The organism is Flavobacterium sp., from assembly GCF_029945805.1.
Classification (GTDB): domain Bacteria; phylum Bacteroidota; class Bacteroidia; order Flavobacteriales; family Flavobacteriaceae; genus Flavobacterium.
Genome location: NZ_JAQSDH010000017.1, coordinates 32432 through 59059, shown reverse-complemented (window position 1 = coordinate 59059; position 26628 = coordinate 32432). Strand labels below are relative to the sequence as shown.

Here is a 26628-nt window from a genome sequence, read left to right as displayed (position 1 = left end):
AATAGATAAATAATAAAAAAGTCCTATATTAGTTTTTATCGGACATTAATGATTTTAAATTATGAATGTGTAATTTTACGCTCATTCATTTTTCAGATTTCTAACAATCTAACAATCTATTTTGATTACCCGCGAAACCATAGATAAAGTTTTTGAAACCGCACGTGTGGAAGAAGTCATAGGCGACTTTGTTCAACTAAAACGCGCCGGAAGTAATTACAAAGGATTGAGTCCGTTTTCGGATGAGCGTTCGCCATCGTTCATGGTTTCTCCGGTCAAGCAGATTTGGAAAGATTTCAGCTCAGGAAAGGGTGGAAGTGTGGTTACCTTTTTAATGGAACACGAACATTTTACCTATCCGGAAGCGATTCGGTTTTTAGCCAACAAGTACAATATCGAAATTGAAGAGACGGAAGTTTCTAATGAAGATAAACTTGAAGCCAACGAGAAGGAAAGCATGTATTTGGTTTCCGAATTTGCCAAAACGTATTTTCAGGACATACTTTTAAATTCAGAAGAAGGCAAAGCGATTGGATTGTCTTATTTTAAAGAACGAGGGTTTACAAATGAAACTATTGCCAAATTCGGATTAGGATATTCGCCCGAAACTTGGGATGCGTTTACTAAAGAAGCTTTGTCCAAAGGCTATCAGTTAGAGTATTTGGATAAAGTTGGTTTAACGATTCAAAGAGAAGACGGAAAACATTTCGATCGGTTTAAAGGACGAGTGATGTTTCCGATTCAGAGTTTGTCTGGACGAAATTTAGGTTTTGGTGGGCGGATTTTAAACAATGATAAAAAAGCAGCCAAATACCTGAATTCACCCGAAAGTGAAATCTATCATAAAAGTAAAGTTCTTTACGGAATTTTTCATGCCAAACAAGCGATTGCGAAGCAAAACAACTGTTACTTAGTTGAAGGGTATACGGATGTCATCCAAATGCATCAGGCCGGAATTGAAAATGTCGTTGCTTCATCTGGAACGGCTTTAACGCCGGATCAAATTCGGTTAGTCAATCGATTGACCAAAAATATTACCGTGCTTTTTGATGGCGATGCTGCCGGATTACGGGCTTCTGTTCGTGGAATTGATTTGATTCTTGAAGAAGGAATGAACGTCAAAGTCTGCACTTTCCCCGATGGAGATGACCCAGATAGTTTTGCCCGAAAGAATTCGTATGAAGATTTAGTTCACCATTTAGAAAATAATGCTAAGGATTTCATTCAGTTTAAGGCTTCGCTTTTGATGGATGAAGCTCAGAATGATCCTATCAAGAAAGCCGATTTGATTCGGGATATGGTTGTGAGTATTTCTAAGATTCCAGACCGAATAAAACGAGAAATCTATATTCAGGAAACGTCCAGAATCATGGATATCTCTGAACAAGTTTTGCTGAATACGTTGGCGCAACTCGTTCAAAAAGATCTATCGGAAGCCGGAAAAAAACAAAAACAGGAATTCAAAGCATTAGAAGTTGTAAAGCCTGATACGTCGTCATCGCTTGAGAAAGTCAATATTATTTATGAACTCGAACGCAAGATTATCGAAATGTTGTTGCTTTACGGTTCACAGGAAGCCGATTTCGAGGACTTTATTTTAAAAGCCAACGAGGAAGGTGAAATGATTGAAGAAATGGAAACCAGCACCGTTAAAGTCCACCAGAGGATTTATCTGAGTCTGCAAGAAGATGAGGTAGAACTCGCTAATCCATTATTTAAGGAAATCTACACTGATTTGATTGCTTATTATAATCAAAATGAGAATTTCAATATTGAGCATTATTTGATGCAGTTGTCTATCGAGCATTCGCAGATGGTTACCGATATTTTAATGTTGGAAGAAAAGGAAGTGTTACACAATTGGGAAGCCAAACACATTTATGTAAAAACGAAGGATAAGAACGTTTCTCAATATGTTGCTGAAACCATTACTTCGCTTCGGGAATACCTTATCAACAAACTGATTATGGATTTGATGAACAGTTTTACTAATGATGCGGAAAGTGATTTGGAAGAACTAAAATCCACTATAAACGACTACAATAAACTAAAAGTCAATCTAACGAACAAGATTGGAAGGATACGTTCGACTTATTTGTAAAGCATCTTTGTATTAAAACCTAAACAAAAAACCCGAAGCGTTTGCCTCGGGTTTTTTGTATTTTGAATTGAGCTTTTTGTTAATAGAAATTAGCTCTATCATCTGTAATATCAGCATCATTTTTCAACGCAGGCAACACTCTTCCTGAATAGTTTGCTACTTGTTGCTTTATTTTGTTGATGTAATCTGTGTATTTCTGAATTGCGGGCGCTTTAGTAACCATTTTAGTATTGATTACATAAACACCAGAATTTCCTTGAATTGGTTTAGAAACCTGACCTGCTTTTGATGTAAATGCCATACCCACTACTTTTGGTTCAAAACCTGCGCCAAGAAGATTTGGATTTTCGATTGTAGAGTCAACAGCGTTCATAACAGCAACTTTGTTTTTTGAAGCGATGGCTGCAAGAGAACTATCTTTCATGTTTGCTATAATTTTTTCCGCTTTTTTGTTGTTTTTCAATACAGTTTCCACTTGTGGTCTTGCTTCTTCAACAGACATTAAACCTTTTTCAGCGATGCTTTTTAGCTTAACAATAACATGACCCATATTTACAATTTCGAAACGTTTTACGCTACCTATTTTGGTTCCGCTTTCAAAAGCCCATTTCACAATTTGTCTTTGGTTTTGCATAGTTCCAAAACTTTCGTCAATTGCTTTTACTCTAACCGCTGGATTAACGTTAAGTTTCATTTCTTTTACTAATGCACCAAAATCTTTCTTTTCAGCATCAGCTTCAAATTTAGTTGCAGTCGTATAGGTTACGTCATTTGTAGCTTCCGAAGGCTCAATTTTTTCAGCAATAGTAGCTAATTTAATCGCATCTTGTTTGTCAGTTACATTGATGATGTGATACCCAAATTCAGTTTCAGCTAAACCAATTTTTCCAACAGGATTACCGAATACGAAATCTTTGTACCCTTTTGCAAAGCCTGTGTCTCTTGAAATATATCCCATATCTCCACCATTTTGTTGGACAGATGGATCTTCTGATGAAGTCATTGCAAGCATTTGGAACATTCCAGGATTAGCTACTGCTTGAGCTAATATACCTTCTGCTTTAATTTTTGCTTGTTCTTTAGTTCTTTGTTCTTTTGGTTGCGCTCTTTCAGCACCAACCCAGCTAATTAAAATATGACTTGATTTTGCTTTTGCTCCAGGATTTCTTCCTAATGCTTTTGAAATACAGTAGTAATCATTGTTCATGTATGGACCATAAACTTGTCCAACAGGCAAATTAAATAATTGTTCAGCTACTGCTGCAGGCAAATCTTGTTTTGCGATATAAGTTGAATCAAATGGAATATCAGAATTTGCATTTACAAACTCAGCATTATCAGTAACTGTTCTGAAACCTGGAATGGTATCGGTTACACCTGTTTCTTTGTTGTAACGAGCACTAGATGATAACAAACCGTCAATGTGTTTCTTTACATCCGCTTCGTCTTGTGCAGATGGTTTTTCCTGAACCAATACATAATCCAATTCACGAGATTCTTCTGATTTGAATTTTTTCTCTTTCGTTTTCATGTAAGCAACGATTTCTTCGTCGGTTACTTTAATATCACTGTCTTTTACAGACGAAAATGGAACCATTACAAAGTCAAAATTTACTTTATTAGTTTCTGATTCGTATTTGAATTTCCCTTCAGCATTTGTGGTGTACATGGCACCTTTTACTAAAGAATTATAAATTTGATATTTTGCATTCAAATCAGCATCTTTTTCTCTGTCTTTTAGTGCTTTTTTACCTTCTGGTGTTGCTTCAAAATAATCTTTAAACTTTTTCAAATCAAATTTCTTAGCAGCATTTAAAAACATCGGGTTTTGCCCAATATTTGGATCCGCCTTGAATACTTCGATTAGGTGTTTTTCACCTACACGAATTCCCAATTTATCGAATTCTGCTTTTAGTAACTCAATTTGAACTTGTTGGTTCCAAACTTGGTTTGAAGCTTGCATCGAAGTAACATTCTGGCCTTGAGCCTGAGCATTTTTTTCGGCATTTGCCACCATGATTCTGAATTCGTCATAAGAAATATCTTTTCCGTTCACGCTTCCAACATCCGTAGATATACTTTTCATGCCGCTGCTGAATAGATCTTGTACTACAAAAGCCAATAAAGCAAATCCAATGGCTAACAAAAGTAAGCCCGAACGATTTCTAATTTTTGATAAAACTGCCATTTCTATTTTTTGTTAATTTTATTTCAGTTTGCGAAAATACAATTATATGTGTAATAACAAAACTCACAAAGCTATAATTTCGTTTAAATGTATATTTTTTACGAGAAACTAATCTAATATCGTCAATTTTACCAATTCTATTTTCTTATTCGTCGCTTCTTCAATGACGAACTGGAAATTTCCAATGGTAATCTGATTTCCTTTTTGTGGAATTTCTTTAGAAAAATCTACAATAAATCCACCCAAAGTTCCATAAGAATCACTTTCGGGAATGTTGAGCTTGTATTCTTCGTTAAGATATTCAACATCGAGGCGCGTTGAAAAAATGTAATTGAATTCATCTATTCTAGTCTCAGTTAGTTCTTCGGCGGAATCATGTTCGTCTTCAATTTCACCAAATAATTCTTCGACAATGTCTTCCATTGTCATGATGCCCGAAGTTCCGCCGTATTCATCCAAAATTACGGCGACACTTTTACGTTTTTTTGTCAGTAAGCTCATAGCATCTTTTATCAGAATTGATTCGGGAACAAACTCTACAGAAATCATAATCGATTTAATGCTTCGCGGCTTTTTGAAAAGTTCAAAAGAATGCACATAACCTACAATATCGTCAAGCGTGTTGATGTAGACTAAAATTTTAGAATAACCAGTTTTTATAAATAGTTCTCTCAAATCAACCACCGAACTGTGTAATTCTGCGGCAACCAATTCGGTTCTGGGTGTCATAATATCTCGAGCTTTTACAGCCGAAAATTCTAAGGCGTTCTGGAAAATCTGAATTTCTGAATCCACGGTTTCATGATCTTGAACGGCATTCATTTGTTCCGATATGTAATTCCCTAACTCAATCTTGCTGAACGAAAGGTTGATTTGGTCGCCTTGGGTTTTGAAGAATTTACGCAGTACATAATCTGAAATCCAAATCAGGAAAGATGAAATATAATAAAATAGTCTGTAGAAAAAATAGGCTGGAACCGCAAAAAACTTGATAAAAGTATTCGCGTAAATTTGGAAAAACACTTTCGGTAAAAACTCTGAAGTCATCAAAACAATCAGTGTGGAAACTACCGTTTGTAATAATAAATTGGAAAAAGGAGTAAGGTTTAATTCAAAAGTATCAAACCACCGCATCAATAAATCGCCCATAAAAAAACCGTACACAACCATTGCGATGTTATTGCCTACAAGCATGGTAGCAATAAACTTAGAAGGTTTACGGGTTAATTTGGTAAGGATTTGGGATATGAAATCGTCTTGCTTTTTTTCAATCTCGAGATAAATTTTATTCGACGAAACAAAAGCAATTTCCATCCCAGAGAAGAAAGCGGAAAGTATCAAGCATATAATGATTATTCCGATTTCCATGAATTAGGGTTTTTTGTTTCGTTCAGCAAATTTCTTTCCAAAATTTCTTCTGAAAAAAAACATAAAGATACCAACGAATGCAAATAGTAATTGGATCGTATAATTTTCTTTTTCTTGCCATTTTAAATAAGCATCAACTGCAAAAAGAAGTGCGGCAATTAAATAAGCGTATTGCGTAAATTTTAAATAGTTCATGATTAATCCGTTGACTGGACTTCTCCAGATATTTTTTGTGAGTTTACTTTTTTGAAATCCTTACTAAAGTCGATTCCTTCTCCGTAGGAGATTCCTTTCGGCGAGGTAAATTTAAACTTTTTTTCGGTAAAAAACCATTCATTTTTTTGATCGTAATACAATTGTTGTGTTTCCAATAATTGCCCTTCTTGATTGGATATTTTCACATCATTCTGTAAATCTATTATATTAGTTGCTTTGTGAGTGACCGCATACTTAGAATCAATATAGGTTTCCTTGCCGTTTTTATCGTACAACGTCAAATGAATACCTTTTGGAAATTCGGTGAAAGGATATTCAACAGTGGTATAATCCAACATTTTCGGACTTACCAAATTTGCGGTAATTCTACCCGAATCCGTATATTTTAAATTAATTCCGTCCGCATCGCCGCTCGGAGAAAATTCGGCAAATCCCATTTTTTGAACTTCACGAAAGTTACTCTCGCAGCTTATCATCATAGAACAAAAAATTATTGCCGCTAAAAAAGGGATGCTGTTTCTGGAACTACTTTTCATTATTTTGATGGAAAAGTGATGGTTTCATTTATCCAACAACCCACAGTTATTGATTTGCCATTCATTTTTTCTTTCGAAATTTCTGCAGACGTCAATGATTTGGAGGTCAATCCCTCATTAAGTTTATCGGCAGTTGGTTTAAGTCTTGGTTGTGCAATAGCCGCTTTTTTATTGGTTTCGATAGCCAAATAAACAATTGCTTTCTTTTCAAAATTGGTTTTACCGCATTGAGCTGCATTGTTCGTGTACAGTTGTGCTAAAAAAAGATACGCTCTACCCATTTTTGGATCAAGTGCTAAAGCTTTGTTTAAAAGTTCTTTTGATTTTGATGCATCGCCAGCTTCTAAACCCGTCGCAAGTGTATAATATATTTTCGCTTTTTCAATAGGATTGCTTTGTAATTCAGCCGATTCAGTATAGAACGTTTTCGCTTCAGGAAACTTTTTTAAATTCAGGTTTGCCAATGCCATAAAATTAGCTGATTGCGCCGTTGCTTTAGTGCTGTATAACTTTTCAGCTAAAGTATAGAAAATTGGTTTTGAAGCACATTGTCCCGAAAGGTTAATCAGTGCCGACATAATCCAGTCGCTGTTTTCTTTATTGGTTTCAAAGTTTTTGGCATAGAAGTCGGAAAGGTTTTCACAAGTAGCTAATTCTTTAATTTGCTTATTAATAGATCTTAGAGCAGTTGCATACTCTTTCTGTTCCGGATGCGTATTTTGAAGTTGTAAAAGCAATGAATTTACTAATGTGTATTTGTCTAAAACCGAATTTGAGGTAATATTTTTATCTCCCGATTTGAATTTATCAAGATATAAGTTAAAGTAAGTGGAAATTGCATTAGCAGAAGTAACGCTAGAAGCAGCTTTTGAGAAACCGTTATCTAGTAAATTAAATATTTCTTCTTTACTGTCAATATTATTTTCAACTAGTGTCATTCCTTTGTTCACCTCATAATCACTGGCAAGTAAAGGGAAGTTTTTATAATACTGGTCGTATAATTTTAAAACATCGCGAACTAACTTTTCTTTTTCTTCCGCAGAAGATGCGTTGTCAATTTTATATTGCAGAATTTGAACTCCATCCGTATAAATAACATTATTCTCTTTAGGACAATTTTTTCGAATTTCGTCCCAAGTATTAAACGATTCAGTAAATTTCTTTGCCTCTAAAAGCTCTTGATAGACCTTTGTTTTTGAAATACAATCATACTTTTGAGCCGCACCATTTGTAATAAACAAAATCCCAAGTAGTAAAATAATTGCTTTCATAATTAAAGTTTTAGTCGTATTTACGTTTCACGAACCATCTATCACTTAGTGATAAACCTACGCTGATGTTAAAGTAATTTTCTTGTACTAAGTTATAATATTTAGTTCCTCTTTTTCCAATTTCAAGACCAATATTTATGTTGCTAAACGTTCCGCTTAAAGGTAAGCCCATGCCAAAAGTTCCTGCAATATCATTTATGGACTTGTTTTGAATAACCAATCCAGTGTTCTCATAGCGCAATCCACCGCGATATACAATTCTCTTAAAATAGTTAGAATACGAATTGTAGTTAGGGATGAAAAATCCACCAATACTATAGCGCACCGTATTTTCAAAAGTCGCACCTTGAATGTCGGTAAAACGATTGGATAACACGCTGTTTTGGAGTAAAGTAATTTCTCCACCAACTAACCATTTTTTTACTTCGCCAAAACCACTTCCAAAAGCAAGTTTAGAAGGAAGTTTTATTTTGGTATCTGAAATCGGAATATCATTTGTTTCAACAACACTCACTGCGCCAGACGCTAAGAACTGCACTAGTTCAATGGTACGTGAGTTTTGAAATGTTAGTGTAGCTTCCGGACTATATATCAAACTGCTATAAAAAGAATATTTTGAATTCAGTTTGGTTTGATAACTTAAACCTAAATCAAAATTTACACCTCTCACATCTGAGATGTTGTTTTCTCTAGTTCCATATTCAATAAAATCAAGCCCACTCAAATAGCGTGCATTGGTAGTTTCAATTTTTCCGAAATTGTATTGTATGTCAGCGCCAATGTTCAAGTCTTTCGTTATTTTATATCCCAACCCAGCAAAAACCTTATTGATTCCTCCAGTTCCTGTGTAATTTGAATACGTTGTATTAGTTGCGCTAGTTCTTTTTTCAATTTTGTATCCCACAGATGAATAAGGAATAAGTCCAAATCCAATACCTAATTTTCCAACGGGAACAGCAATGGCGAGGTAATCTAAAGATGTTCTTCTGGCTTTTCCTTCTTGAACTTCTGTCTTAGATTTTGAGTTAGCATAAGTTCCTCCGATGGCAAAATTTGTCAGCTTTAAACTAGCATAATGTGCTGGATTTTGGATGTTCATATGGATGCTATCCGGTAAAACTGAAAGGCCTCCCATAGAACGGTTTTCCACTGTTCCTTTAAATTTAACATCGCCAATTCCGTAAAAAGAATAGGGAGAAGAGGTGCTTTCCTGAGCAAATAGTGTCAATGAAAAAAGTAAACTAATGCTTACTATAATTTTTTTAATCATTTTTGATTGTATTGAAATGTTTGGTTCAAGCTTTCTAGTAGAAAATTTGAATTGGCAAATATGGTATTTTTTAATCGCACCGCCAAAAAATCTGCATCACCACCCGTTAAAATTATGATAAATTTAGCGTATTGTAATTTGTAAAGTTCAATAAATCCGTCAATTTCTAGAGCAACACCATTTATTATCCCAGAGTGAATTGATTCGTGAGTAGAATTTCCAATAAAGTTGTCGGGTTGCTTTTTAGTAAGCAAAGGCAATTTTGCAGTATATTGAGGTAATGATTCATAACGCAATCGTACTCCAGGAGAAATGGCACCGCCAAGATAATTGTCATTTTCATCAATAAAATCATAGGTTATGCAAGTTCCGGCATCAATAACAAGACGATTTTGTTTGGGATAAGTCAGAACGGCACCGGCAGCTAAAACCATTCGGTCAATTCCGAGTGTATTGGGTGTGCTATATAAATTGGTAAACGGAAAGTGGCTTTCGTGACTTATAAAATGGATTTTAACCTTAACGGTTAAAGATAAAAAAAGTTCTTTTTCGACATTTCCGACCGAAGCAACAACTATATTTTCAATTTTTTGAAACTTATTCAGAATAAAATGCACTTGATTTAAAAGTTCTTCTTTCGTGAAAAAAAAATATTCAACTGCCGTATTATGTTCAAATACAGCGGCTTTGATTCGGGTATTTCCAACATCAATTGTTAAAATCATGACAATGTTTTAGAGGGTCAAAGTTACGAATAGTTTTTTTTTAGTATTTGTTTTGGATAAATTAAAAATCATCTTATATTTGCACCCGCAACAAAGCAAGGTACCTTAGCTCAGTTGGTAGAGCAATGGACTGAAAATCCATGTGTCCCTGGTTCGATTCCTGGAGGTACCACAACAAAACCCGTCACTGAAAAGTAGATGGGTTTTTTGTTTTACACTTAACTTCAGGCACAACTAGTGTAGCTGTAAAAATGATTAGAAGCACAACCTTGTTTTATTCCGGACGTTCGGTCCCGCTATCCACTCTATCTTTTTCTAAAAAAATAGAAAAAGGATGCCGCTACTATCGGGGCTAAAGAGTACTTATTGAATTCGATATAGAGTACTATTTTCTAATTGATATGGAGGTGTTTTAGTATCTTAAAAAACTGCATAATCATAAAAATCAAGCCAGTAAATCAAAAACAGATGTTCCTACATTTAGCGATGTATTTCGTTTTTCAAAATTAGTTTTTAAACCGTATCGTATCAAATAATGGCATTTAACATAAAAAAGTACTGTTTATTGTAATTTTTTCACTAAAATTGACGGTTTTTATAAAGCAAACTAAACTATTCAAAACCAATATAAAATAATTTAAAATGAGTGAAACAACTGTAAAATCAGGACATCCAAAAGGACTTTGGGTATTATTTGGCACAGAAATGTGGGAACGATTCAACTTCTACGGAATGAGAGCCATATTAACATTGTTCATGATAAATGCTTTAATGATGAAAGAGGCCGATGCTTCAATTATCTATGGAGGATTTTTAGGACTTTGTTATTTGACACCAATGTTAGGCGGTTTTGTTGCAGATCGATTTTTCGGAAATAGAAATTGTATCCTTTTAGGAGGATTAATGATGGCGGTTGGTCAGTTTTTACTTTTCTTTAGCGCAACTGTTTTCGGTAGCGATTTAAGTTTAGCAAACACTTTACTGTGGTCAGCACTTGGAATTATTATTTTCGGAAATGGATTTTTCAAACCAAACATCTCCTCTATGGTGGGCAGTTTGTATCCAAAGCAAGAAAAAAGTAAATTGGATACTGCTTTCACAATTTTCTATATGGGAATTAATCTCGGAGCATTCCTTGGACAATTAATTTGTCCACTTGTTGGCGATGTTAAAGATGCCGGTGGAATTAGAGATATTCATGCATTTAAATGGGGATTTTTAGCTGCGGCGATTGCAATGCTTCTGGGAACACTAATATTTTATATCCTAAAAAATAAGTACGTTGTAACTCCTGAAGGTAAGCCGCTTGGAGGTTTGCCCTCTCAAAATGACGGATCAGAATATGAAGAAGGTGAAGCTCAGAAAGCTGTTTTTTCTCCAACATCACTGATTGTAGCTGGAGTTGCTTTCGTTGGTTTGTTTTTTCTTTTCCGATATGTTCTGGGCGGAGAAAATTTTGTAAAAACAATAATTTATCCAATAATTTATGCCAGCGGACTGACCTTGGCAGGATTAATTGTTTCAGACAGTTCGTTAACGAAAGTGGAAAGAGATCGAATTTTTGTAATTTATATTGTTGCCTTCTTTATCATATTTTTCTGGGCTGCGTTCGAACAAGCAGGTTCATCATTGACATTTATTGCAGACAATCAAACTGACCGGAATTTCTTTGGTTGGAATATGCCACCTTCAATGGTTCAAATTTTTAATGGTGCTTTCGTATTTGCATTTGCTTTGCCCTTTAGTATTTTATGGGATAAATTAAGAGCAGCCGGAAGAGAACCAATTTCTCCTGTAAAACAAGCAATAGGTCTAGCTTTAATTGCTTTAAGTTATTTTATTCTAGCTTACAATGTAAAAGATTTAGGAAATAGCGGATTATTGGCTATCAAATGGCTAATTCTTTTATACTTAATTCAAACTTTTGCTGAGTTGTGTTTGTCTCCTATCGGATTGTCTTTAGTGGGAAAATTATCTCCAAAGCGTTTTTCTTCGCTACTTTTTGGTGTTTTCTTTTTGTCAAACGCTGCAGGGTACGCTTTAGCAGGAACGTTAGGGTCAATCCTTCCTGCAACTGGAGATAAATTTGTAAAAGCAAAAGAATTAGGAATCGATTTACAGGCGGTGTTAAATAAATCAGTAGTAGCAACGCCAGAGCAATTAGGATTATTGGAGAAAGCACAAATAAGTGCGTCAAATCCTGTAATTGCTGGTTTTGAAATTCATAATCTTTTCGAATTCTTTATGGTCTTTGTTGTTTTAACTGGATTTGCTGCCGTATTGTTATTGTTATTAACACCGCTTTTGAAAAAAATGATGCACGGAGTTCGTTAATTAAATTTCAAAATATTTTTATATCTTTCAAACCTACAAGAAATCCTTGTAGGTTTGTTTTTTAAATTCAATCATTATGTGGAAATCACATCCAAAAGCACTGCCTTACTTGTTTTTATCTGAAATGTGGGAGCGTTTCGGTTACTATTTAATGATAGGGATTTTCACCCTTTATCTTAAAGATGTAGAAGCCGGTTTCGCCATGACCGAAAAAGAAGCATCGGATTTATATGGAACCTTCATTGCACTGGTTTTCTTAACGCCATTTGTAGGCGGACTCGTAGCCGACAGGTATTTAGGCTACAAAAAATCGATTGTAATTGGCGGTTTAATGATGGGCGCTGGTTATTTTATGATGGGCATCCATAGTTTGACCATGCTGTATGTTGCGATGACCTTGGTAATTGTGGGAAACGGATTCTTTAAACCCAATATCTCTACCTTATTGGGAAATTTTTATAACGAAGATAAATTTAAAGACAAAAAAGATGAAGGCTATAATATTTTCTATATGGGAATCAACGTTGGCGCTTTTATTTGTAACTTTTTTGGAGCAGCATTACAGATCCTTCTAGGATGGCAGTATGCCTTTATGGCTGCCGGTTTGGGAATGTTTATAGGTGTGATTGTATTCTTATTGGGAACAAAACATTACGGAAACAAAACTGAGAAAAAAGGAATTCAAGAAGGTGATATGCCTTTTTATAAAATCGTACTTTATATTTTAGTTCCATCAGTTATATTTGGGATTATCGGATGGTTTCTAAAAGGAATAACATCGGATGCAAATCCAGACAGTTATATCTTTGGTTCAGACAGTACAGATGCTTTTATCTTTGCCTGTATTCCGATCGTTTATTTTTACGGAAGTCTTTATTTTAAAGCTAAAGTAGAGGACAAACGACCAATTGGTGCATTACTTTCCATATTTGCCGTAGTGATATTATTTTGGGCAGTTTTTAAATTAAACGGCTCTGCATTAACAACATGGGCAGATCGATATACTGATCGAGAAATCACAGGAAATACGCAGGCAGTTTTCAGCAATCTTAAATTGTCAAAAGAAATAACTTATGAAAAAAGTTCCACTGAATTATATGATGCCAATTTCAGATTGCAAAAGGTAAACGGCGAAGTGCAGAAAGTGGTGGATTATCCAATTTATTTCAGAAATGTCCATAAAGAAAAAATACCACAAGAAGGCAGTAAGATAAGTATTTGGGCAACCAATCTGAGCCAATCCATTAATCCAGGTTGGGTGATTATACTGACACCATTAGTTGTTGCGTTTTTTACCTTTTTACGTAGTAGAAAAAAAGAACCTTCAACACCAACAAAAATAGCCTTCGGATTATTAATTTCGGCATTATCCGTATTGGTTATGGTTGCTGCAGTTCATATAGGGAATAACGGGATGGAAAAAGTTTCCGTTTGGTGGCTCGTTGCAAATTACGGAATCATTACTATTGGTGAACTATTTCTGAGTCCGATGGGATTGTCAGTAGTATCCAAATTATCGCCAAAAAATATAACAGCATTAATGATGGGCGGATGGTTTTTATCTACGTCTATCGGAAATAAACTCAGCGGCGTTTTAGCCAGTATGTGGGACACTTATGATGATAAAGCGAACTTCTTTTGGGTAAACTTTGCATTATTAATGTTCGCCACTTTACTGATGTTTGCCTTGGTGAAAAATTTAAATAAAGTAATGAAAGAAAAAGGAATTAATTAAAATATGGAACAACAAATTACACTAGACCAAATACAAAACTTTAAAGGAAAGTATCCAAAACAATTATGGTACTTGTTTTTTAGCGAAATGTGGGAACGTTTTTGTTTCTATGGAATGCGAGGAATGTTGGTAGTTTTCATGGTAAATCATTTAGCCATGGATGAAAAAAATGCAAATCTTCAATACGGTGCAACGCAAGCATGGGTTTATGCTTTCACCTTTATTGGTGGATTATTTGCCGATAAAATTTTAGGATTAAGAAAATCGCTTTTTTGGGGAGGAATACTCATGATCGTAGGAAGTGTTATTCTCGCAATAGATCCAAAAAATTTCTTTTTTATTGGTTTGGGTTTTACAATAGTTGGAACAGGTTTCTTTAAACCAAACATATCCTCAATGGTAGGCCAATTATACACCATTGATGATCCTAGAAGAGATGCTGGTTTTTCCTTCTTTTACATGGGTGTAAATTTAGGCGCTTTAATTGGTGGTTACATTTGTATAGCCGTTGCTGAAGGTTCTATGTGGCAATCGTTAGTTCCTGAAAATCTTCGTTGGAATGTTGGTTTCGGGTTTGCCGCGATTGTGATGATTATTAGTTTGCTAACCTTTACTCAAACTCAAAAAAGCTTGGGACCAATTGGACTTTCGCCTTTAATGAATATTGAAAGTTCAAAGAAAAAAACGTTAGAGATTGTAACTTATGTAGGTTCACTGTTAATAGTTCCAGTAATTATTGTCATGGTTGCCAATACAAGATATACAGATTATTTCATGATGGTTATCGGACCAGCATCTATCCTCTATTTGTTCTATGAAATGAAGAATTTCTCTTCTGCAGAAAATAAGAAGTTGTTAGCCGCTTTAGTTTTTATTATCTTTTCAATTTTCTTTTGGGCATTTTTTGAGCAGAGTGGAGGTTCCTTGAGTTTATTCGCAGCGAATAATTTAAATAATGAAATCTTAGGTGTTAAATTAAGTCCAAATGGCGTCAACAATTCGGCCAATTCCTTTTTTGTGATTGGTTTTGCAGCCTTAGTAGGATTAGTTTGGTTGTGGATGGCAAAAAGAAAAATCGAACCTAATACTGTCGTTAAATTTGGATTAGCGTTTATATTCCTTGCCGGTGGTTTTTGGGTATTCTATTACACCAAATTCTTTGCCGACTTTAACGGAAAAACTTCATTAGGGATTTTTACTTTTGGATGGTTTATTATCACTTTTGGCGAGCTGTGTTTATCTCCGATCGGAATGAGCGCCATGACAAAATTATCACCACAGAAAACGCAAGCAGTTATAATGGGAATGTGGTTTTTAGCGAGTGCTTATGGTCAATATTTTGCTGGATTATTAGGGGCAAATATTGCTGAAGCTGCTGAAAACGCTACGAATTTAGAAAAATTAAACACGTATGCCAATGGATATCAACAATTGGCTATTTACGCCTTAGTAGCAGGAATAGTTTTGCTTCTTATCTCTCCGCTAGTTAAAAAATTAATGCAGGAAGTACGTTAAAATTAAATTTATATGAGTCAGAATTCAACCGATCAGTTTTTTAAAAATAATGTTTTAGGCCATCCTGCCGGATTATTCGTTTTGTTCTTTACTGAGATGTGGGAACGTTTTTCGTTCTACGGGATGCGCTCCTTGTTAATATTATTCTTCACAGCTTCTATTGCAGATGGTGGCTGGGGTTGGGTAAGAGAAAACGCTTCCTCTTTGTTTGGGTCTTATGTTGGATTGGTTTATCTTTCAACTATGTTAGGAGGTTATTTTGCCGATAAAGTCATTGGCTTTAGATGGGCAATTGTTATTGGAGCTACCTTAATGACTTTAGGTCACGCTTCAATGGCAGTCGAAAGCGAGACTTCCATTTATTTAGGATTGGTCTTATTGGTTTTCGGAAACGGATTTTTCAAACCGAATATGACTTCAATTATATCTGAAATGTACAAAGACCGACCTGAAAAAAAAGACGGTGCCTATACTTTGTTTTATATGGGTGTTAATGCTGGAGCTTTCTTCGGAATTCTGCTTTGCGGGTATTTGGGTGAAAAAGTTGGGTGGAGTTATGGTTTCGGATTAGCTGGAATTTTTATGTTTTTCGGAACATTACAATTTTGGTTGTCACAAAATATTTTCGGTGATATCGGTTTAAAACCTAATAAAGAAAGCAAAGCACTGAAAGAAGCTTCAGATACAGATAAAAGAAATCCTTTTCATGCTTGGCAGTTAGTGGTGATTGCTATTTCAGTTACTTTAGGATTGTTTTGGATTATCAATGCACCTGCTTCAAAGATATCGGGTGGCGAAATAGATGTTTTCCGATTTTTAGGACCAAATGGAAATTCAATTGCTATTCTAACTGCATTAAGTTTATTCATACTTCTGTTGATGTATCGTTTAACGCAGTATTCTAAAATCACACGCGAAAAATTAATTGCGGTTACTTTCTTTGCCTTTTTGACTATTTTCTTTTGGGCAATATTTGAACAATCACCAAACAGTTTAACCATTTTTGCAAGCGATTATACCAATAGAATTTTAGTGGGCAATTGGAGTATGATATTTTTAATTGTAAATTCTTTAATTACTATTTTACCTTTAGTAATTATTACTTGGGTATTGTATTTAATGTTTAAGCAAACGTTTAAAGACTATGCAGTGGCCAATGTGATTTTAAGTACAAGTTTCGTTATCATTTGGGGTATTGCCATTTGGATGTTGGTCAAAGATTATTATACAGCTGGAGTTTTATCCCTTTCTGATGGTACGCTTGAAATTTTAAAAATTGCTAAAGTTACAACGCCTTTGACAGAAGTTCCAGCAACGTGGTTTTCAACACTAAACTCTCTATTCATTATTTCTTTGGCACCATTATTTTCTAAATGGTGGGAAAGCAAATACAATCCAACAGCTAATATTAAATATGGAATTGGTATGTTGCTTTTAGGATTGGGAATGGCTTGTGTGGCCATCGGTGCATCCGGAATCGAGCCTGGAGCTAAAACAGCTTCGGTCAGTATGATTTGGTTGATCTTAGTGTATCTTTTTCATACAATGGGAGAATTGTGTATTTCACCCGTTGGATTGTCCTACGTAAGTAAGTTGGTTCCGGCCCGAATGATAGCCTTTATGTTTGGGGTTTGGTATTTAGCCGTAGCCATCGGAATGAAAGGAGCCGGAATATTTGGTGAAAATATTGATAAAGTGGCCAATGAACATGGATTGAGTTATTTCTTCTGGGTTCTGACCATAATTTCAGTTATTATGGCGCTGTTATCAATAATTATGTCGCCAGTTATTAAAAAATTAATGCATGGTGTCAGATAACTGACATTTATTTGGCATTCTTTTTGTTATATTTGAAAAAAAATTTAGAACAATGAAAAAAATAGCACTTACCTTATTTTTAGTATTGGGCTCGTTAACAATACAAGCTCAAGAATTATCTTGGCAAACAGATATGAACAAAGCAATGGAGATTTCTAAAAAATCTAAAAAACCATTGTTTTTATTTTTCACAGGAAGCGACTGGTGTGGCTGGTGTATCCGTTTGCAAAAAGAAGTATTTAAAACACCAGAATTTCAAAAATGGGCAAAAGCAAATGTAGTTTTGGTTGAATTGGATTATCCAAGACAAACGCCTCAATCTCCGGCAATTCAAAAACAAAATCAGGAATTACAACAAACCTTTATGGTGCAAGGATATCCAACGGTTTGGTTTGTGAATGCAAGTAAAAAAGATGGTAAAATAAACCTTGAAAAATTAGGAAGTACAGGATATGTTGCTGGTGGACCAGATGCATGGTTAAAAGTAGCAAATGAAATTTTGACAAACAAAAAGTCATAATTTTTAATAGAATTAAATCTGATAAAATCCCTTTTCATTGGTATAGTGAAAAGGGATTTTTGCTTTTTTACAAGTTGCTTCCCAAAGCCGAACATAGGATTTAAAATTAGATCCGTCAACAATAATTTCTTTTGGCTTATAAGTTTTCACCAAGCGTTCAATGTTCAGTTTTGGCGATTGAATGATAAGTAAAATATCCGGATGGATTCCTTTTGTGTAAACACAGGAACTATCGATAATTAGTATCTTTTTGTTTTTAAAGTACAGTAGATTCTTTAGCGGATGCTGTGCTCTAATGTTGCAGAAATTTTCAACTAAATAGGATTGAATCAGTACATTTTTGCTTATATTTTTCAAAATACTGTCATTGCTATAAATGGTTACGTCTGCACCTAGTCTTTCCGTTATGATTGTATTTTTCGAAACATGAAAAACAATCAATTCCTCTTTTTTTAAGGTTGCGTGTTTCTGATAAATGAATATAGTCTGCAACAGTATTATATTAAAAAACACCATAACTAATCGTTTAAAATCAGAGGTTTTTATCCAAAGAATAATTAGAATTATTGTGAGATAAGAGCTTATTAGCATTTCTTTTGAAAACGAAATGTTAGTGATGACAAAGGAATCAAAATCAGCAACCCAATGAATAATTTCATTTAGAAAACGAATTAAAAGCTCAATAGTTTTAGCAATATAAAAAGGAACAGTAGTATAAGTTGCAATCAAAATTGCAATAATACCAAAAGCCATAATTACGCCAAGCAGCGGAAGAACCAACAAATTAGTCACAAAAAACAATCCAGGAAACTGATGAAAATAGTAAATGCTCAACGGCATGGCTCCAATTTGAGCTGAAAAGGAAACGGTAACAATATCCCAAAAGTAGTTGATGATTTTATTTTTGGGTTGCCAAATACTAGCTAAAATCGGCTGCAGCCAAATAATGAAAAATAAGGCGAGATAACTCAATTGGAATCCGACATCTGATAAAAAGGAAGGTTTGAATAGCAAAATTAACAACATTGATACGAGTAAGGTGTGGTATATATTGACCGATCTTCTTAAATGTAGTCCAATAGCCAAAAACGAAAACATCGTTGCTGAGCGTACAATAGAGGGCGATAATCCAGTTAGGACAGCAAATGACCAAAGTGACACAATAATAATGCACAGTTTAATCAATGATCCTTTTCTCGAATTGCCAATAGTTTTGAGAAAAAACGTAAGGAATAACATAATGAATCCGACATGTAAACCCGAAACGGACAACACATGCACTGCTCCTGAATACTGATAATCTTGCAGAATTTCAGGAGAAATGTCTTGTTGCTGACCCAGAATCAAAGCATTTAAAACATTCAATTCTTTTTCGGAGATTGCCGACTGTTCCAGATTTGAAATGATTTTTTCTCTAAAATTTGAAAAATAGGACCATATACTTGATTCGTAATTACCAACCACAATTTTTTTGGGATAAATCTGCGCATATATTTCTTGATTTTCTAAATACTTTCCGTAATCAAACAAGTTGGGATTTGATGGGGCTTTGTTTTTGAAAACGATTCCGTTTACTTGTAAATGAGTTCCGATTTGAAGCTTACTAATCGTATCTTTTTTAGCGATGTTCAAAATTATTTTTCCAAAACTTTTTTTTCCATCTAGTTCATTTACAACACATAAATAGCGAATGTTTTTAGTCGTGTTTTTAAGCTTTTCAACTAGTACCAAATCCAGATAACGAATTTGCTCGTAATCTGAAATTTGATTGCTGTAATGATTCGGATTGGTATTTTCTTTGTGGATTATGGCCGTTGTAAATCCAATCATCATCGAAATTACCAGAACAAAACAACCAAAAATAAGATTGTATTTAGTATTCTTTTTACTGTGGAAGTAAGAAATTAATAATCCGCTTAGCCCAATTATTAAAACATAAATCACAAAACTGCCGTTTGGATTAAGTATCCTAAACAAAAGAAGACCGGATAAAAATCCGATAAAAATTCGAGCTAAAGGGAATTTTAAAATTTTCACATAAATTTAATTACGCAAAAATTCAGATAATTGTGGTGGGAATTACTGTATTACTCTATTGATTTGCTTGAACGTTCGGTCATAATAGGATTCTTTTAAAGAGGAAATGATTACGCCGCTTTGGGTTGATGAATGAATAAATTTAATTTCGTCACCCTTTACATCCACGATCATTCCCACATGATTAATTCTACTCTGACCTCTATTAATAAAGAAAATTAAATCACCTTTTTTAGCTTCATTCAAGTCAATATTTTTCCCAACCTCCGCCATCTGATAAGAGGAACGTGGAAGGGAAATATCAAACTTTTTGAAAATGGAATACATCAAACCCGAGCAGTCAAACCCGGCTTTTGTTGTTCCGCCGCCGCGATAAGTAACTCCTAAATTATCCGAAGCGGTATTTATTAATTGTGAAATCAAATAATTAGGATTGTCGCTATCAGTAAATATATCATTATCGTTCTGTTCATTTACTTTGGAAGGTTTTTTAAATTGTAAAATTTGAGTAATACCTTGTTTTGAACGAGTTTCTTTTTGTGGTTTCGTTGCTTTACTAGTACTAGTTTTTACTACAGCCGGTTCTTTGTAAATACCTTTTTTAATAGCATCATCTTTAGAAGTAATGATACTAGATGTTGGTTTACATGCAGTAAACAAGAAAAGGATTGATAATATGTATAAATAATTTTTCAGAAAAAAGATTTTTGTAAAGTTAAAGAAATCAAGTTAAACACCAACTATTTTATGTCATTTAAGATTAATTTAGCAGTTTTTTCACTTGCGCCAATGCCGCCAAGTTTGGTTTCTAAAATGTCGTACTTTAGCAACAAAGCCTTTCTGTGCTTATCATCCAAGATTTTTGACAGTTCTTTTTTTATGTTTTTTTTATTGAATTTATCTTGAATAAGTTCGGTTACAACTTCTTCATCCATTATTAAGTTTACCAATGAAATGTATTTTAGTGTAACGATTCGCTTTGCAATTTGATACGAAGCCCAACTTCCTTTATAGCAAACAACTTCTGGAACTTTGAATAAGGCGGTTTCTAATGTTGCTGTACCGGATGTAACCAATGCTGCACTGGCAATACTCAGCAAATCATAAGTTTTATTCGAAACAAATTTTACGTTATTAGTAGTAAGAAACTGCTCGTAAAAAAGATAATCCTGACTTGGAGCGCCGGCAATTACAAATTGATAATCGGGAAAGTCGGAAACTATGCTTAGCATTACACTCAGCATTTTCGAAATTTCCTGTTTTCTACTTCCTGGGAGAATGGCTATGATTGGTTTTTCGTCTAAATTATTTTCTTTTCTAAAGGCATCGCCATCTGATTTTTTGCGATTGTGAATTGCGTCAATTAGCGGATGACCAACAAAATCAACGGGAAAATTGTGCTTGACTTCGAAAAAATCTTTCTCAAACGGAAGAATTACAAATAGTTTATCAAAATCTCGTTTTACTTCTTTGATGCGACTTTCGTTCCAAGCCCAAATTTGTGGGGCGATATAATAATGTGTTTTGATACCGTTCAACTTAGCCCATTTTGCAATACGCATGTTGAATCCCGGATAATCTATGAAAATAATTACGTCAGGTTTAAATTGTTCAATGTCTGCTTTACATATTTTGATATTATTTAAAATAGTTCGCAAATTCAGTACAACTTCTGCAAAACCCATGAAAGCTAATTCACGATAATGTTTGACCAAGGTTCCGCCAACATGTTTCATTAAATCACCACCCCAAAACCGTATATCAGCTTTAGGATCTCCTTTGTAAAGCGCTTTCATCAAATTGGAACCGTGTAAATCGCCCGATGCTTCGCCGGCAATGATGTAGTACTTCATGATATAAATTTATAAATCCCAAGTATTCAATTGCTGAATCGCATGGTACGCCGTTAAATCAAATTGCACAGGAACTACAGAAATATAGCCATTTGAAAGTGCCCATTCATCCGTGTCTTCTCCTTTATCCTGATTAACAAATTCTCCGGTTAACCAATAATAATCTCTTCCGTAAGGCGTTTTTCTTTTATCAAATTTCTCCATCCAAATGGCTTTCGCTTGACGACATATTTTGATGCCCTTAATTTCGTCTGTTTTCAGTTTCGGGAAATTAACATTTAAAATGGTGCTTTCCGGTAATTTTTTTGATAAAACTTCCAGCGTAATTTTTTTTATAAATGGTTTTATCTGTTCAAAATCTGCATTCCAATCATAATCTAATAAGGAGAATCCTATCGCGGGAATTCCTTCAATCCCAGCCTCAACAGCGGCACTCATAGTTCCAGAATAAATCACATTTATAGAAGAATTTGAACCATGATTTACTCCGGATACGCATAAATCGGGTTTTCTTTTTAAAATTTCATTGACTGCTAATTTTACGCAATCAACAGGAGTTCCTGAACAACTATACTCGGTGATTTCAGCATTTTCTGAGGAAATTTTATTCAAATATAAAGTACTATTAATAGTAATAGCATGTCCAGTTGCACTTTGCGGACTATCAGGCGCCACTACGATAACTTCGCCAATTTCTGCCATGACCGAGATTAATGCTCGGATGCCAGGTGCGTTAATACCATCGTCATTGGTCACTAAAATTGTGGGTTTAAAAGTCATATTTTGATGATTTGTAATTTATCTGTATTTACTGTCTGATTGTGTGGCAAAATTAAACTATTTTTAAGATTAGTATTGATGCATTTTCATAACTTTGAACCTGAATGGTATACAGACCAACCGAAATAGGGATTTTTAACAAAAATTTATCGCAATTTGAAATTCTTGGCATGGTTTTTTGTTTACTTTAGACTAAAATTTAATGAATAAAATAATTCAATTTATGAAAAGGAACTATAAGATTATTCTATTAGTCACAGCCCTAGCCGCTGGACTTTGGAGTTTTATTCCAAAAGAAAAAGCCTCTGATCCAGAAAAAGATAAAATGTTGATAGAACTGTTAACATTTGTAATCGAAAAAGGACATTATAATCCTGCTGCTATAGATGATACATTCTCAAAAGGAGTTTATAAAGATTATTTAAATGCGATTGATCCTTCTAAACGTTTCTTTCTTCAGTCTGATATTGATGAATTTGCAAAATATGAAACTCAAATTGATGATGAAATTTTAAACAAAGATTTGACATTTTTTGATTTGACATATTCTCGTTTGATGAAACGGATGGAAGAGAGCAAAGAGTACTACAAACAGGTTTTAAGTTCCCCATTTGATTACAAAAAAATCGAATCTATTAATACTGATTATGAAAAACTTCCTTTTGCAAAAAACACTCAGGAGTTAAAAGAAAGATGGCGGCTACAAGTTAAACTATCTGCGTTGGCGTCTTTAGTGGAAAAGCAAAAATTAGAAGATAATTTAGTTAAAGATAAAAATAAAACTTTAGATGAAAAATTAAAAGATTTTAGAGAAACTCAAGGCGATGCTCTAACTGATGAAAGCGAAAAGAAATTTATCGCTGATGTTGAGAAAAAGAAAAATCAAACTCCGAAATCTTACGAACAACTCGAAAAAGAAACTCGTGAAAGTACCTTGTCTTCTTTGGATGATAACTTTAATTTCATTAAAGATTTAGATCGAGAAGATTGGTTCTCTGTTTTTATTAATGCAATAGCTTCTCGTTTTGATCCACATACTTCTTATTTTGGCGCAAGCGAAAAAGAGAAATTTGATGTTAGTATCAGTGGGAAATTAGAGGGAATTGGTGCGCGTTTACAAAAGAAAAGTGACTTTACAGAAATTACTGAGTTAATCTCTGGAGGACCAGCCTGGAGAGGAAAACAACTAGAGGCAGGAGATGTTGTTTTAAAAGTTGCGCAAGCAGATGGCGAACCTATTGATGTTGTTGGTATGCGATTGGATGATGTGGTTAAAAAAATCAAAGGTCCAAAAGGAACAGAAGTTCGTTTGACTGTGAAAAAACAAGATGGAACCATTAAAGTGATTACGATTATACGCGATCAAGTTGAAATAGAAGAAACTTACGTTAAATCTAGTATTGTTGAGAAGGACGGATTCAAATACGGAATTATTTATTTACCGAAATTTTACATTGATTTTGAAGATCAAAATAGTCGTGATGCTGGAAAAGACGTTGCTTTAGAAGTGGAGAGATTGAAAAAAGCTGGTGTTCAAGGAATCGTTATGGACGTTAGAGATAATGGAGGAGGTTCATTGAAAACGGTGGTTGATATTGCAGGTCTTTTTATAGATCAAGGGCCAATTGTACAAATCAAATCGGCAGCAGGAAAAAAAGAAGTACTCTATGATAGAGATGCAAAAGTGCAATGGGATGGGCCACTTGTGGTAATGATCAATGAATTTTCGGCATCGGCTTCAGAGATATTGGCTGCTGCGATTCAGGATTACAAACGTGGTGTTATCATTGGAAGTAAACAATCTTACGGAAAAGGAACGGTTCAGAATGTAATCGACTTAAATCAGTTTGTTCGCGGAAGCACTTATGGTGATTTAGGAGCATTGAAAACTACCACTCAAAAATTCTATAGAATAAACGGTGGTTCAACGCAACTAGAAGGGGTAAAAAGTGATGTTGCTATTCCAGATAGATATGCTTATCTGAAAATGGGAGAGCGGGATATTGATAATGCTATGCCTTGGGACAAAATTGATGCTGCCGATTATAAAGTTTGGGACAAGCAAAATAACTTTGATTTAGCTATTTCAAAAAGTAGAGAGCGAATGAGTAATAATGCGCAGTTGAACCTAATTGATGATAATGCTAAATGGTTAGACGAACGCAATAAAGAAAATGTATATAGCTTAAATATTGATAAATTTAAAGCTGAACAAAAGGCATTGGATGAAAAAAATAAAAAATACAAACCTATTGTTGACTATAAAAATTCGTTTAAATTCAATTCGCTTCCTTATGAAGTTGATGAAATGAACAAAGACACCGTTCTAAAAGAAAAACGCGATAGATGGCACGAAAGTTTATCAAAGGATATCTATGTTGAGGAAGCCATTCATATTTTAAATGACTTGCAATCGGAGAATAATAAAGGTTTAACAGCAAAATCTAAAAAAGAAAAATTAGTGAAATCGTAATCTTATTGCACAAAAAAAAATAGCCATCCGATCGGATGGCTATTTTTTTTAATTTATTAAGTTTCTTTCGTTCTTATCAATATCTTGTTGTAATTCTTGTATTTTGATTGCTTGCTGATCTTGATGTTTTCTTTCTCAATATCAATGTCACTCCGCTTTCCTTTTCGTTTGTCTTTGGCTAATTTGGCGTTCATCTTATCAAGTCGTCCCTTTTTGTTAGTAATCTTATCCTTTAATTTGATGATATGCTTTTCAGCATCGGAAATTCTATCTTGTGTTTTTTCAAAACGTTTCTGTTCTTTTTCTAGCTTTTTTGTTCTTTTGCTACTGCTTTTGCTTCGCGTTCAGCATCTGATTTTAGCTTTTTTCTTATTGGCTAAAGTGTTTTCTGAATTTCTAAAATTTGTGCAGTTGATAAAGTAGCCGCAGCTCCTATTTCTGTTTTTTTTGTGAAGTTGTATCGGTTTGTTTTATATCTTAAACTTTTTTTTCTTGTGTCATTGATGGAACAACTTTCAAAAGAAATACTAATGCAATAAGTTTAAGTTTCATTTCAAGGATATAGAAAAGTTAAGCAGAAACGCTTGCATATTAAAGTCGGAACTCAATAATTTATTGATCTACCATTCGTTAACCTTATTGGCATCCATTTTTAAGAAGATAAAAAGTAAAATGGTGAAACCCCATAATCCGGAACCTCCATAAGAAAAGAAAGGAAGTGGCACTCCAATAGTTGGGAATATCCCTGCGACCATTGCAATATTTACAAAAAAGTGTATGAACAATATTCCCGCAACACAATAACCATATACGCGACTAAATTTCGTTTTCTGTCGTTCTGCTAAATAGATAATTCGCATTATTAAAGAAACAAAAAGCGCTATTACGAAAAGGCAACCTAGAAATCCCCATTCTTCACCAACAGTAGTAAAAATATAATCGGTGTGTTGTTCTGGAACAAATCCTCCTTTGGTTTGCGTGCCTTCCAGGTATCCTTTACCAAAGAGTCCTCCAGAACCTATCGCAATTTCAGATTGATTAGTATTGTATCCGATACCTTTCATATCAACTTCTTTTCCAAGTAGAATATTAAATCGGTCGCGGTGATGTTGCTTGAAAACATTCTCAAAAACATAATCGACCGAAAAAACGAATCCACCAATGGTAAGGAATAGTACCGTGCTCAGAATCCAATTACGGTTAATCAATCGGCTTCTGAAATAAATAAAAAGGATGACTAATAACGCAATTCCACATATTACTAATGGTTTTATAACCAAAGCTAAAACAAATAAAACCAAAGCAATAAATCCAGTCCAAACATACCAAGACGGTAAACCTTCCCTATATAAAACTATAATAAAAATACTGTAAATTAAGGCACTTCCTGGATCGTGAGGAACAATCAATAGTATAGGTAAGAAAAGAATACCTAACGCCTGAATTTGTCTGTTTTTGTCTTTTAAATTAACTTGAACATCGCTTAAATATTTTGCTAAAGCCAATGCTGTAGCAGCTTTAACGAATTCGGCAGGTTGTAAACTGAAAGAACCGAAAGAATACCAATTGGCTTGTCCTTTTATCGTTTTACCAAATACAAATAAACCAGCTAAAGACAACAAACCGACGACATAAATGACGCTTGAGAATTTTTCGTAAAACTTGCCATCAACTGATAAAATAACAAAAATCAAAGGAATCGAAAGAATGATAAACATAAACTGCTTACCATAAATTTGAGTAAAATCAAAAATGGAACTTTCTTCAGCAATAGAAGATAATGAAGACGAGTAAATATTCAGCCATCCTAATATCACTAATGCAATATAGATGCCGATGCTTATCCAATCTAAATTATTTGTTACACTTTGATTTTTCATTTTCCTTG

General features: G+C 34.3%; 20 protein-coding genes and 1 tRNA gene. 8 read left to right on the top strand and 13 right to left on the bottom strand.

From position 1 onward, the window contains the following. The first annotated feature begins 121 nt into the window (after positions 1–121). Entirely contained in the window at positions 122–2101 is a 1980-nt protein-coding gene (gene dnaG, locus PSU83_RS04225) for a DNA primase (RefSeq protein WP_300587054.1), read from the top strand. Between the two features lie 79 nt (positions 2102–2180). Here the strand turns inward: dnaG and PSU83_RS04220 are convergent, their stop codons facing one another. The 7 genes from PSU83_RS04220 to PSU83_RS04190 form a co-directional block, all read right to left on the bottom strand. Next, positions 2181–4289 (bottom strand): peptidylprolyl isomerase, encoded by a 2109-nt coding sequence (locus PSU83_RS04220; protein WP_300587052.1) that lies wholly within the window; start codon positions 4287–4289, stop codon positions 2181–2183. Positions 4290–4397: 108 nt separating this feature from the next. Continuing rightward, positions 4398–5657 (bottom strand): hemolysin family protein, encoded by a 1260-nt coding sequence (locus PSU83_RS04215; protein ID WP_300587050.1) that lies wholly within the window; start codon positions 5655–5657, stop codon positions 4398–4400. A gap of 3 nt (positions 5658–5660) precedes the next feature. Further along, positions 5661–5852 carry a hypothetical protein gene (locus PSU83_RS04210; RefSeq protein WP_300587048.1) on the bottom strand — a complete coding sequence of 64 codons (192 nt, stop codon included), beginning with the start codon at positions 5850–5852 and terminating at the stop codon, positions 5661–5663. A 2-nt stretch (positions 5853–5854) separates the two neighbouring features. Beyond that, on the bottom strand, positions 5855–6352 hold the full coding sequence (gene lptC, locus PSU83_RS04205; RefSeq protein ID WP_300587057.1) for an LPS export ABC transporter periplasmic protein LptC: 498 nt from the start codon (positions 6350–6352) through the stop codon (positions 5855–5857). A 56-nt stretch (positions 6353–6408) separates the two neighbouring features. Further along, the gene (locus PSU83_RS04200; RefSeq protein ID WP_300587046.1) at positions 6409–7680 is read right to left on the bottom strand and encodes a hypothetical protein; all 1272 of its coding nucleotides are present in this window, start codon (positions 7678–7680) and stop codon (positions 6409–6411) included. A gap of 10 nt (positions 7681–7690) precedes the next feature. Then, positions 7691–8950, bottom strand: coding sequence for a hypothetical protein (locus PSU83_RS04195; RefSeq protein ID WP_300587044.1), 1260 nt, complete (start codon positions 8948–8950; stop codon positions 7691–7693). Next, positions 8947–9675: a type III pantothenate kinase gene (locus tag PSU83_RS04190; protein ID WP_300587042.1), complete on the bottom strand. Its 729-nt coding sequence runs from the start codon at positions 9673–9675 to the stop codon at positions 8947–8949. Before PSU83_RS04190 ends, PSU83_RS04195 begins: the two co-directional genes overlap by 4 nt. Positions 9676–9774: 99 nt before the next feature. Between PSU83_RS04190 and PSU83_RS04185 the strand changes: the two genes are divergently transcribed. The 6 genes from PSU83_RS04185 (at position 9775) to PSU83_RS04160 (ending at position 17597) form a co-directional block, all read left to right on the top strand. Then, positions 9775–9847, top strand: a tRNA-Phe gene (locus PSU83_RS04185). A gap of 470 nt (positions 9848–10317) precedes the next feature. Continuing rightward, entirely contained in the window at positions 10318–12009 is a 1692-nt protein-coding gene (locus tag PSU83_RS04180; protein WP_300587040.1) for a peptide MFS transporter, read from the top strand. A gap of 76 nt (positions 12010–12085) precedes the next feature. Further along, positions 12086–13744: a peptide MFS transporter gene (locus PSU83_RS04175; protein WP_300587039.1), complete on the top strand. Its 1659-nt coding sequence runs from the start codon at positions 12086–12088 to the stop codon at positions 13742–13744. Positions 13745–13747: 3 nt separating this feature from the next. Further along, positions 13748–15259 carry a peptide MFS transporter gene (locus PSU83_RS04170; protein ID WP_300587037.1) on the top strand — a complete coding sequence of 504 codons (1512 nt, stop codon included), beginning with the start codon at positions 13748–13750 and terminating at the stop codon, positions 15257–15259. Positions 15260–15271: 12 nt separating this feature from the next. Then, positions 15272–17077 carry an oligopeptide:H+ symporter gene (locus PSU83_RS04165; RefSeq protein ID WP_300587035.1) on the top strand — a complete coding sequence of 602 codons (1806 nt, stop codon included), beginning with the start codon at positions 15272–15274 and terminating at the stop codon, positions 17075–17077. Between the two features lie 52 nt (positions 17078–17129). Beyond that, a complete protein-coding gene (locus PSU83_RS04160) occupies positions 17130–17597 on the top strand; it encodes a thioredoxin family protein (RefSeq protein ID WP_300587033.1) in 468 nt (155 codons plus the stop codon). A gap of 12 nt (positions 17598–17609) precedes the next feature. Here PSU83_RS04160 and PSU83_RS04155 read toward each other — a convergent pair whose 3' ends face one another. The 4 genes from PSU83_RS04155 to surE form a co-directional block, all read right to left on the bottom strand. Then, positions 17610–19634 (bottom strand): ComEC/Rec2 family competence protein, encoded by a 2025-nt coding sequence (locus PSU83_RS04155; protein WP_300587031.1) that lies wholly within the window; start codon positions 19632–19634, stop codon positions 17610–17612. 42 nt (positions 19635–19676) lie between these two features. Beyond that, a complete protein-coding gene (locus PSU83_RS04150; protein WP_300587029.1) occupies positions 19677–20294 on the bottom strand; it encodes a C40 family peptidase in 618 nt (205 codons plus the stop codon). A gap of 80 nt (positions 20295–20374) precedes the next feature. Continuing rightward, positions 20375–21487 (bottom strand): lipid-A-disaccharide synthase, encoded by a 1113-nt coding sequence (gene lpxB / locus PSU83_RS04145; protein ID WP_300587027.1) that lies wholly within the window; start codon positions 21485–21487, stop codon positions 20375–20377. Between the two features lie 9 nt (positions 21488–21496). Continuing rightward, positions 21497–22267: a 5'/3'-nucleotidase SurE gene (gene surE, locus PSU83_RS04140; RefSeq protein WP_300587025.1), complete on the bottom strand. Its 771-nt coding sequence runs from the start codon at positions 22265–22267 to the stop codon at positions 21497–21499. Positions 22268–22469: 202 nt separating this feature from the next. Here surE and PSU83_RS04135 point away from each other — a divergent pair, with 202 nt between their 5' ends. Continuing rightward, the gene (locus PSU83_RS04135) at positions 22470–24740 is read left to right on the top strand and encodes a carboxy terminal-processing peptidase (RefSeq protein ID WP_300587023.1); all 2271 of its coding nucleotides are present in this window, start codon (positions 22470–22472) and stop codon (positions 24738–24740) included. A gap of 56 nt (positions 24741–24796) precedes the next feature. Here PSU83_RS04135 and PSU83_RS04130 read toward each other — a convergent pair whose 3' ends face one another. Both PSU83_RS04130 and rodA read right to left on the bottom strand, forming a co-directional pair. After that, positions 24797–24934: a hypothetical protein gene (locus PSU83_RS04130; RefSeq protein WP_300587020.1), complete on the bottom strand. Its 138-nt coding sequence runs from the start codon at positions 24932–24934 to the stop codon at positions 24797–24799. A 426-nt stretch (positions 24935–25360) separates the two neighbouring features. Beyond that, a complete protein-coding gene (rodA, locus tag PSU83_RS04125; RefSeq protein ID WP_300587018.1) occupies positions 25361–26620 on the bottom strand; it encodes a rod shape-determining protein RodA in 1260 nt (419 codons plus the stop codon). Positions 26621–26628 lie beyond the last annotated feature (8 nt).

Excerpts from the sequence above, each read along its gene's own strand:
- PSU83_RS04170 (WP_300587037.1), top strand. The coding sequence starts at position 13,748 with ATGGAACAACAAATTACACTAGACCAAATACAAAACTTTAAAGGAAAG.
- PSU83_RS04130 (WP_300587020.1), bottom strand. The coding sequence starts at position 24,934 with ATGAACGCCAAATTAGCCAAAGACAAACGAAAAGGAAAGCGGAGTGAC.
- lptC (WP_300587057.1), bottom strand. The coding sequence starts at position 6,352 with ATGATGATAAGCTGCGAGAGTAACTTTCGTGAAGTTCAAAAAATGGGA.
- PSU83_RS04160 (WP_300587033.1), top strand. The coding sequence starts at position 17,130 with ATGAAAAAAATAGCACTTACCTTATTTTTAGTATTGGGCTCGTTAACA.
- PSU83_RS04195 (WP_300587044.1), bottom strand. The coding sequence starts at position 8,950 with ATGATTAAAAAAATTATAGTAAGCATTAGTTTACTTTTTTCATTGACA.
- PSU83_RS04135 (WP_300587023.1), top strand. The coding sequence starts at position 22,470 with ATGAATAAAATAATTCAATTTATGAAAAGGAACTATAAGATTATTCTA.
- PSU83_RS04200 (WP_300587046.1), bottom strand. The coding sequence starts at position 7,680 with ATGAAAGCAATTATTTTACTACTTGGGATTTTGTTTATTACAAATGGT.
- PSU83_RS04180 (WP_300587040.1), top strand. The coding sequence starts at position 10,318 with ATGAGTGAAACAACTGTAAAATCAGGACATCCAAAAGGACTTTGGGTA.
- PSU83_RS04175 (WP_300587039.1), top strand. The coding sequence starts at position 12,086 with ATGTGGAAATCACATCCAAAAGCACTGCCTTACTTGTTTTTATCTGAA.
- PSU83_RS04210 (WP_300587048.1), bottom strand. The coding sequence starts at position 5,852 with ATGAACTATTTAAAATTTACGCAATACGCTTATTTAATTGCCGCACTT.
- rodA (WP_300587018.1), bottom strand. The coding sequence starts at position 26,620 with ATGAAAAATCAAAGTGTAACAAATAATTTAGATTGGATAAGCATCGGC.
- PSU83_RS04215 (WP_300587050.1), bottom strand. The coding sequence starts at position 5,657 with ATGGAAATCGGAATAATCATTATATGCTTGATACTTTCCGCTTTCTTC.
- lpxB (WP_300587027.1), bottom strand. The coding sequence starts at position 21,487 with ATGAAGTACTACATCATTGCCGGCGAAGCATCGGGCGATTTACACGGT.
- PSU83_RS04190 (WP_300587042.1), bottom strand. The coding sequence starts at position 9,675 with ATGATTTTAACAATTGATGTTGGAAATACCCGAATCAAAGCCGCTGTA.
- surE (WP_300587025.1), bottom strand. The coding sequence starts at position 22,267 with ATGACTTTTAAACCCACAATTTTAGTGACCAATGACGATGGTATTAAC.
- PSU83_RS04220 (WP_300587052.1), bottom strand. The coding sequence starts at position 4,289 with ATGGCAGTTTTATCAAAAATTAGAAATCGTTCGGGCTTACTTTTGTTA.
- PSU83_RS04165 (WP_300587035.1), top strand. The coding sequence starts at position 15,272 with ATGAGTCAGAATTCAACCGATCAGTTTTTTAAAAATAATGTTTTAGGC.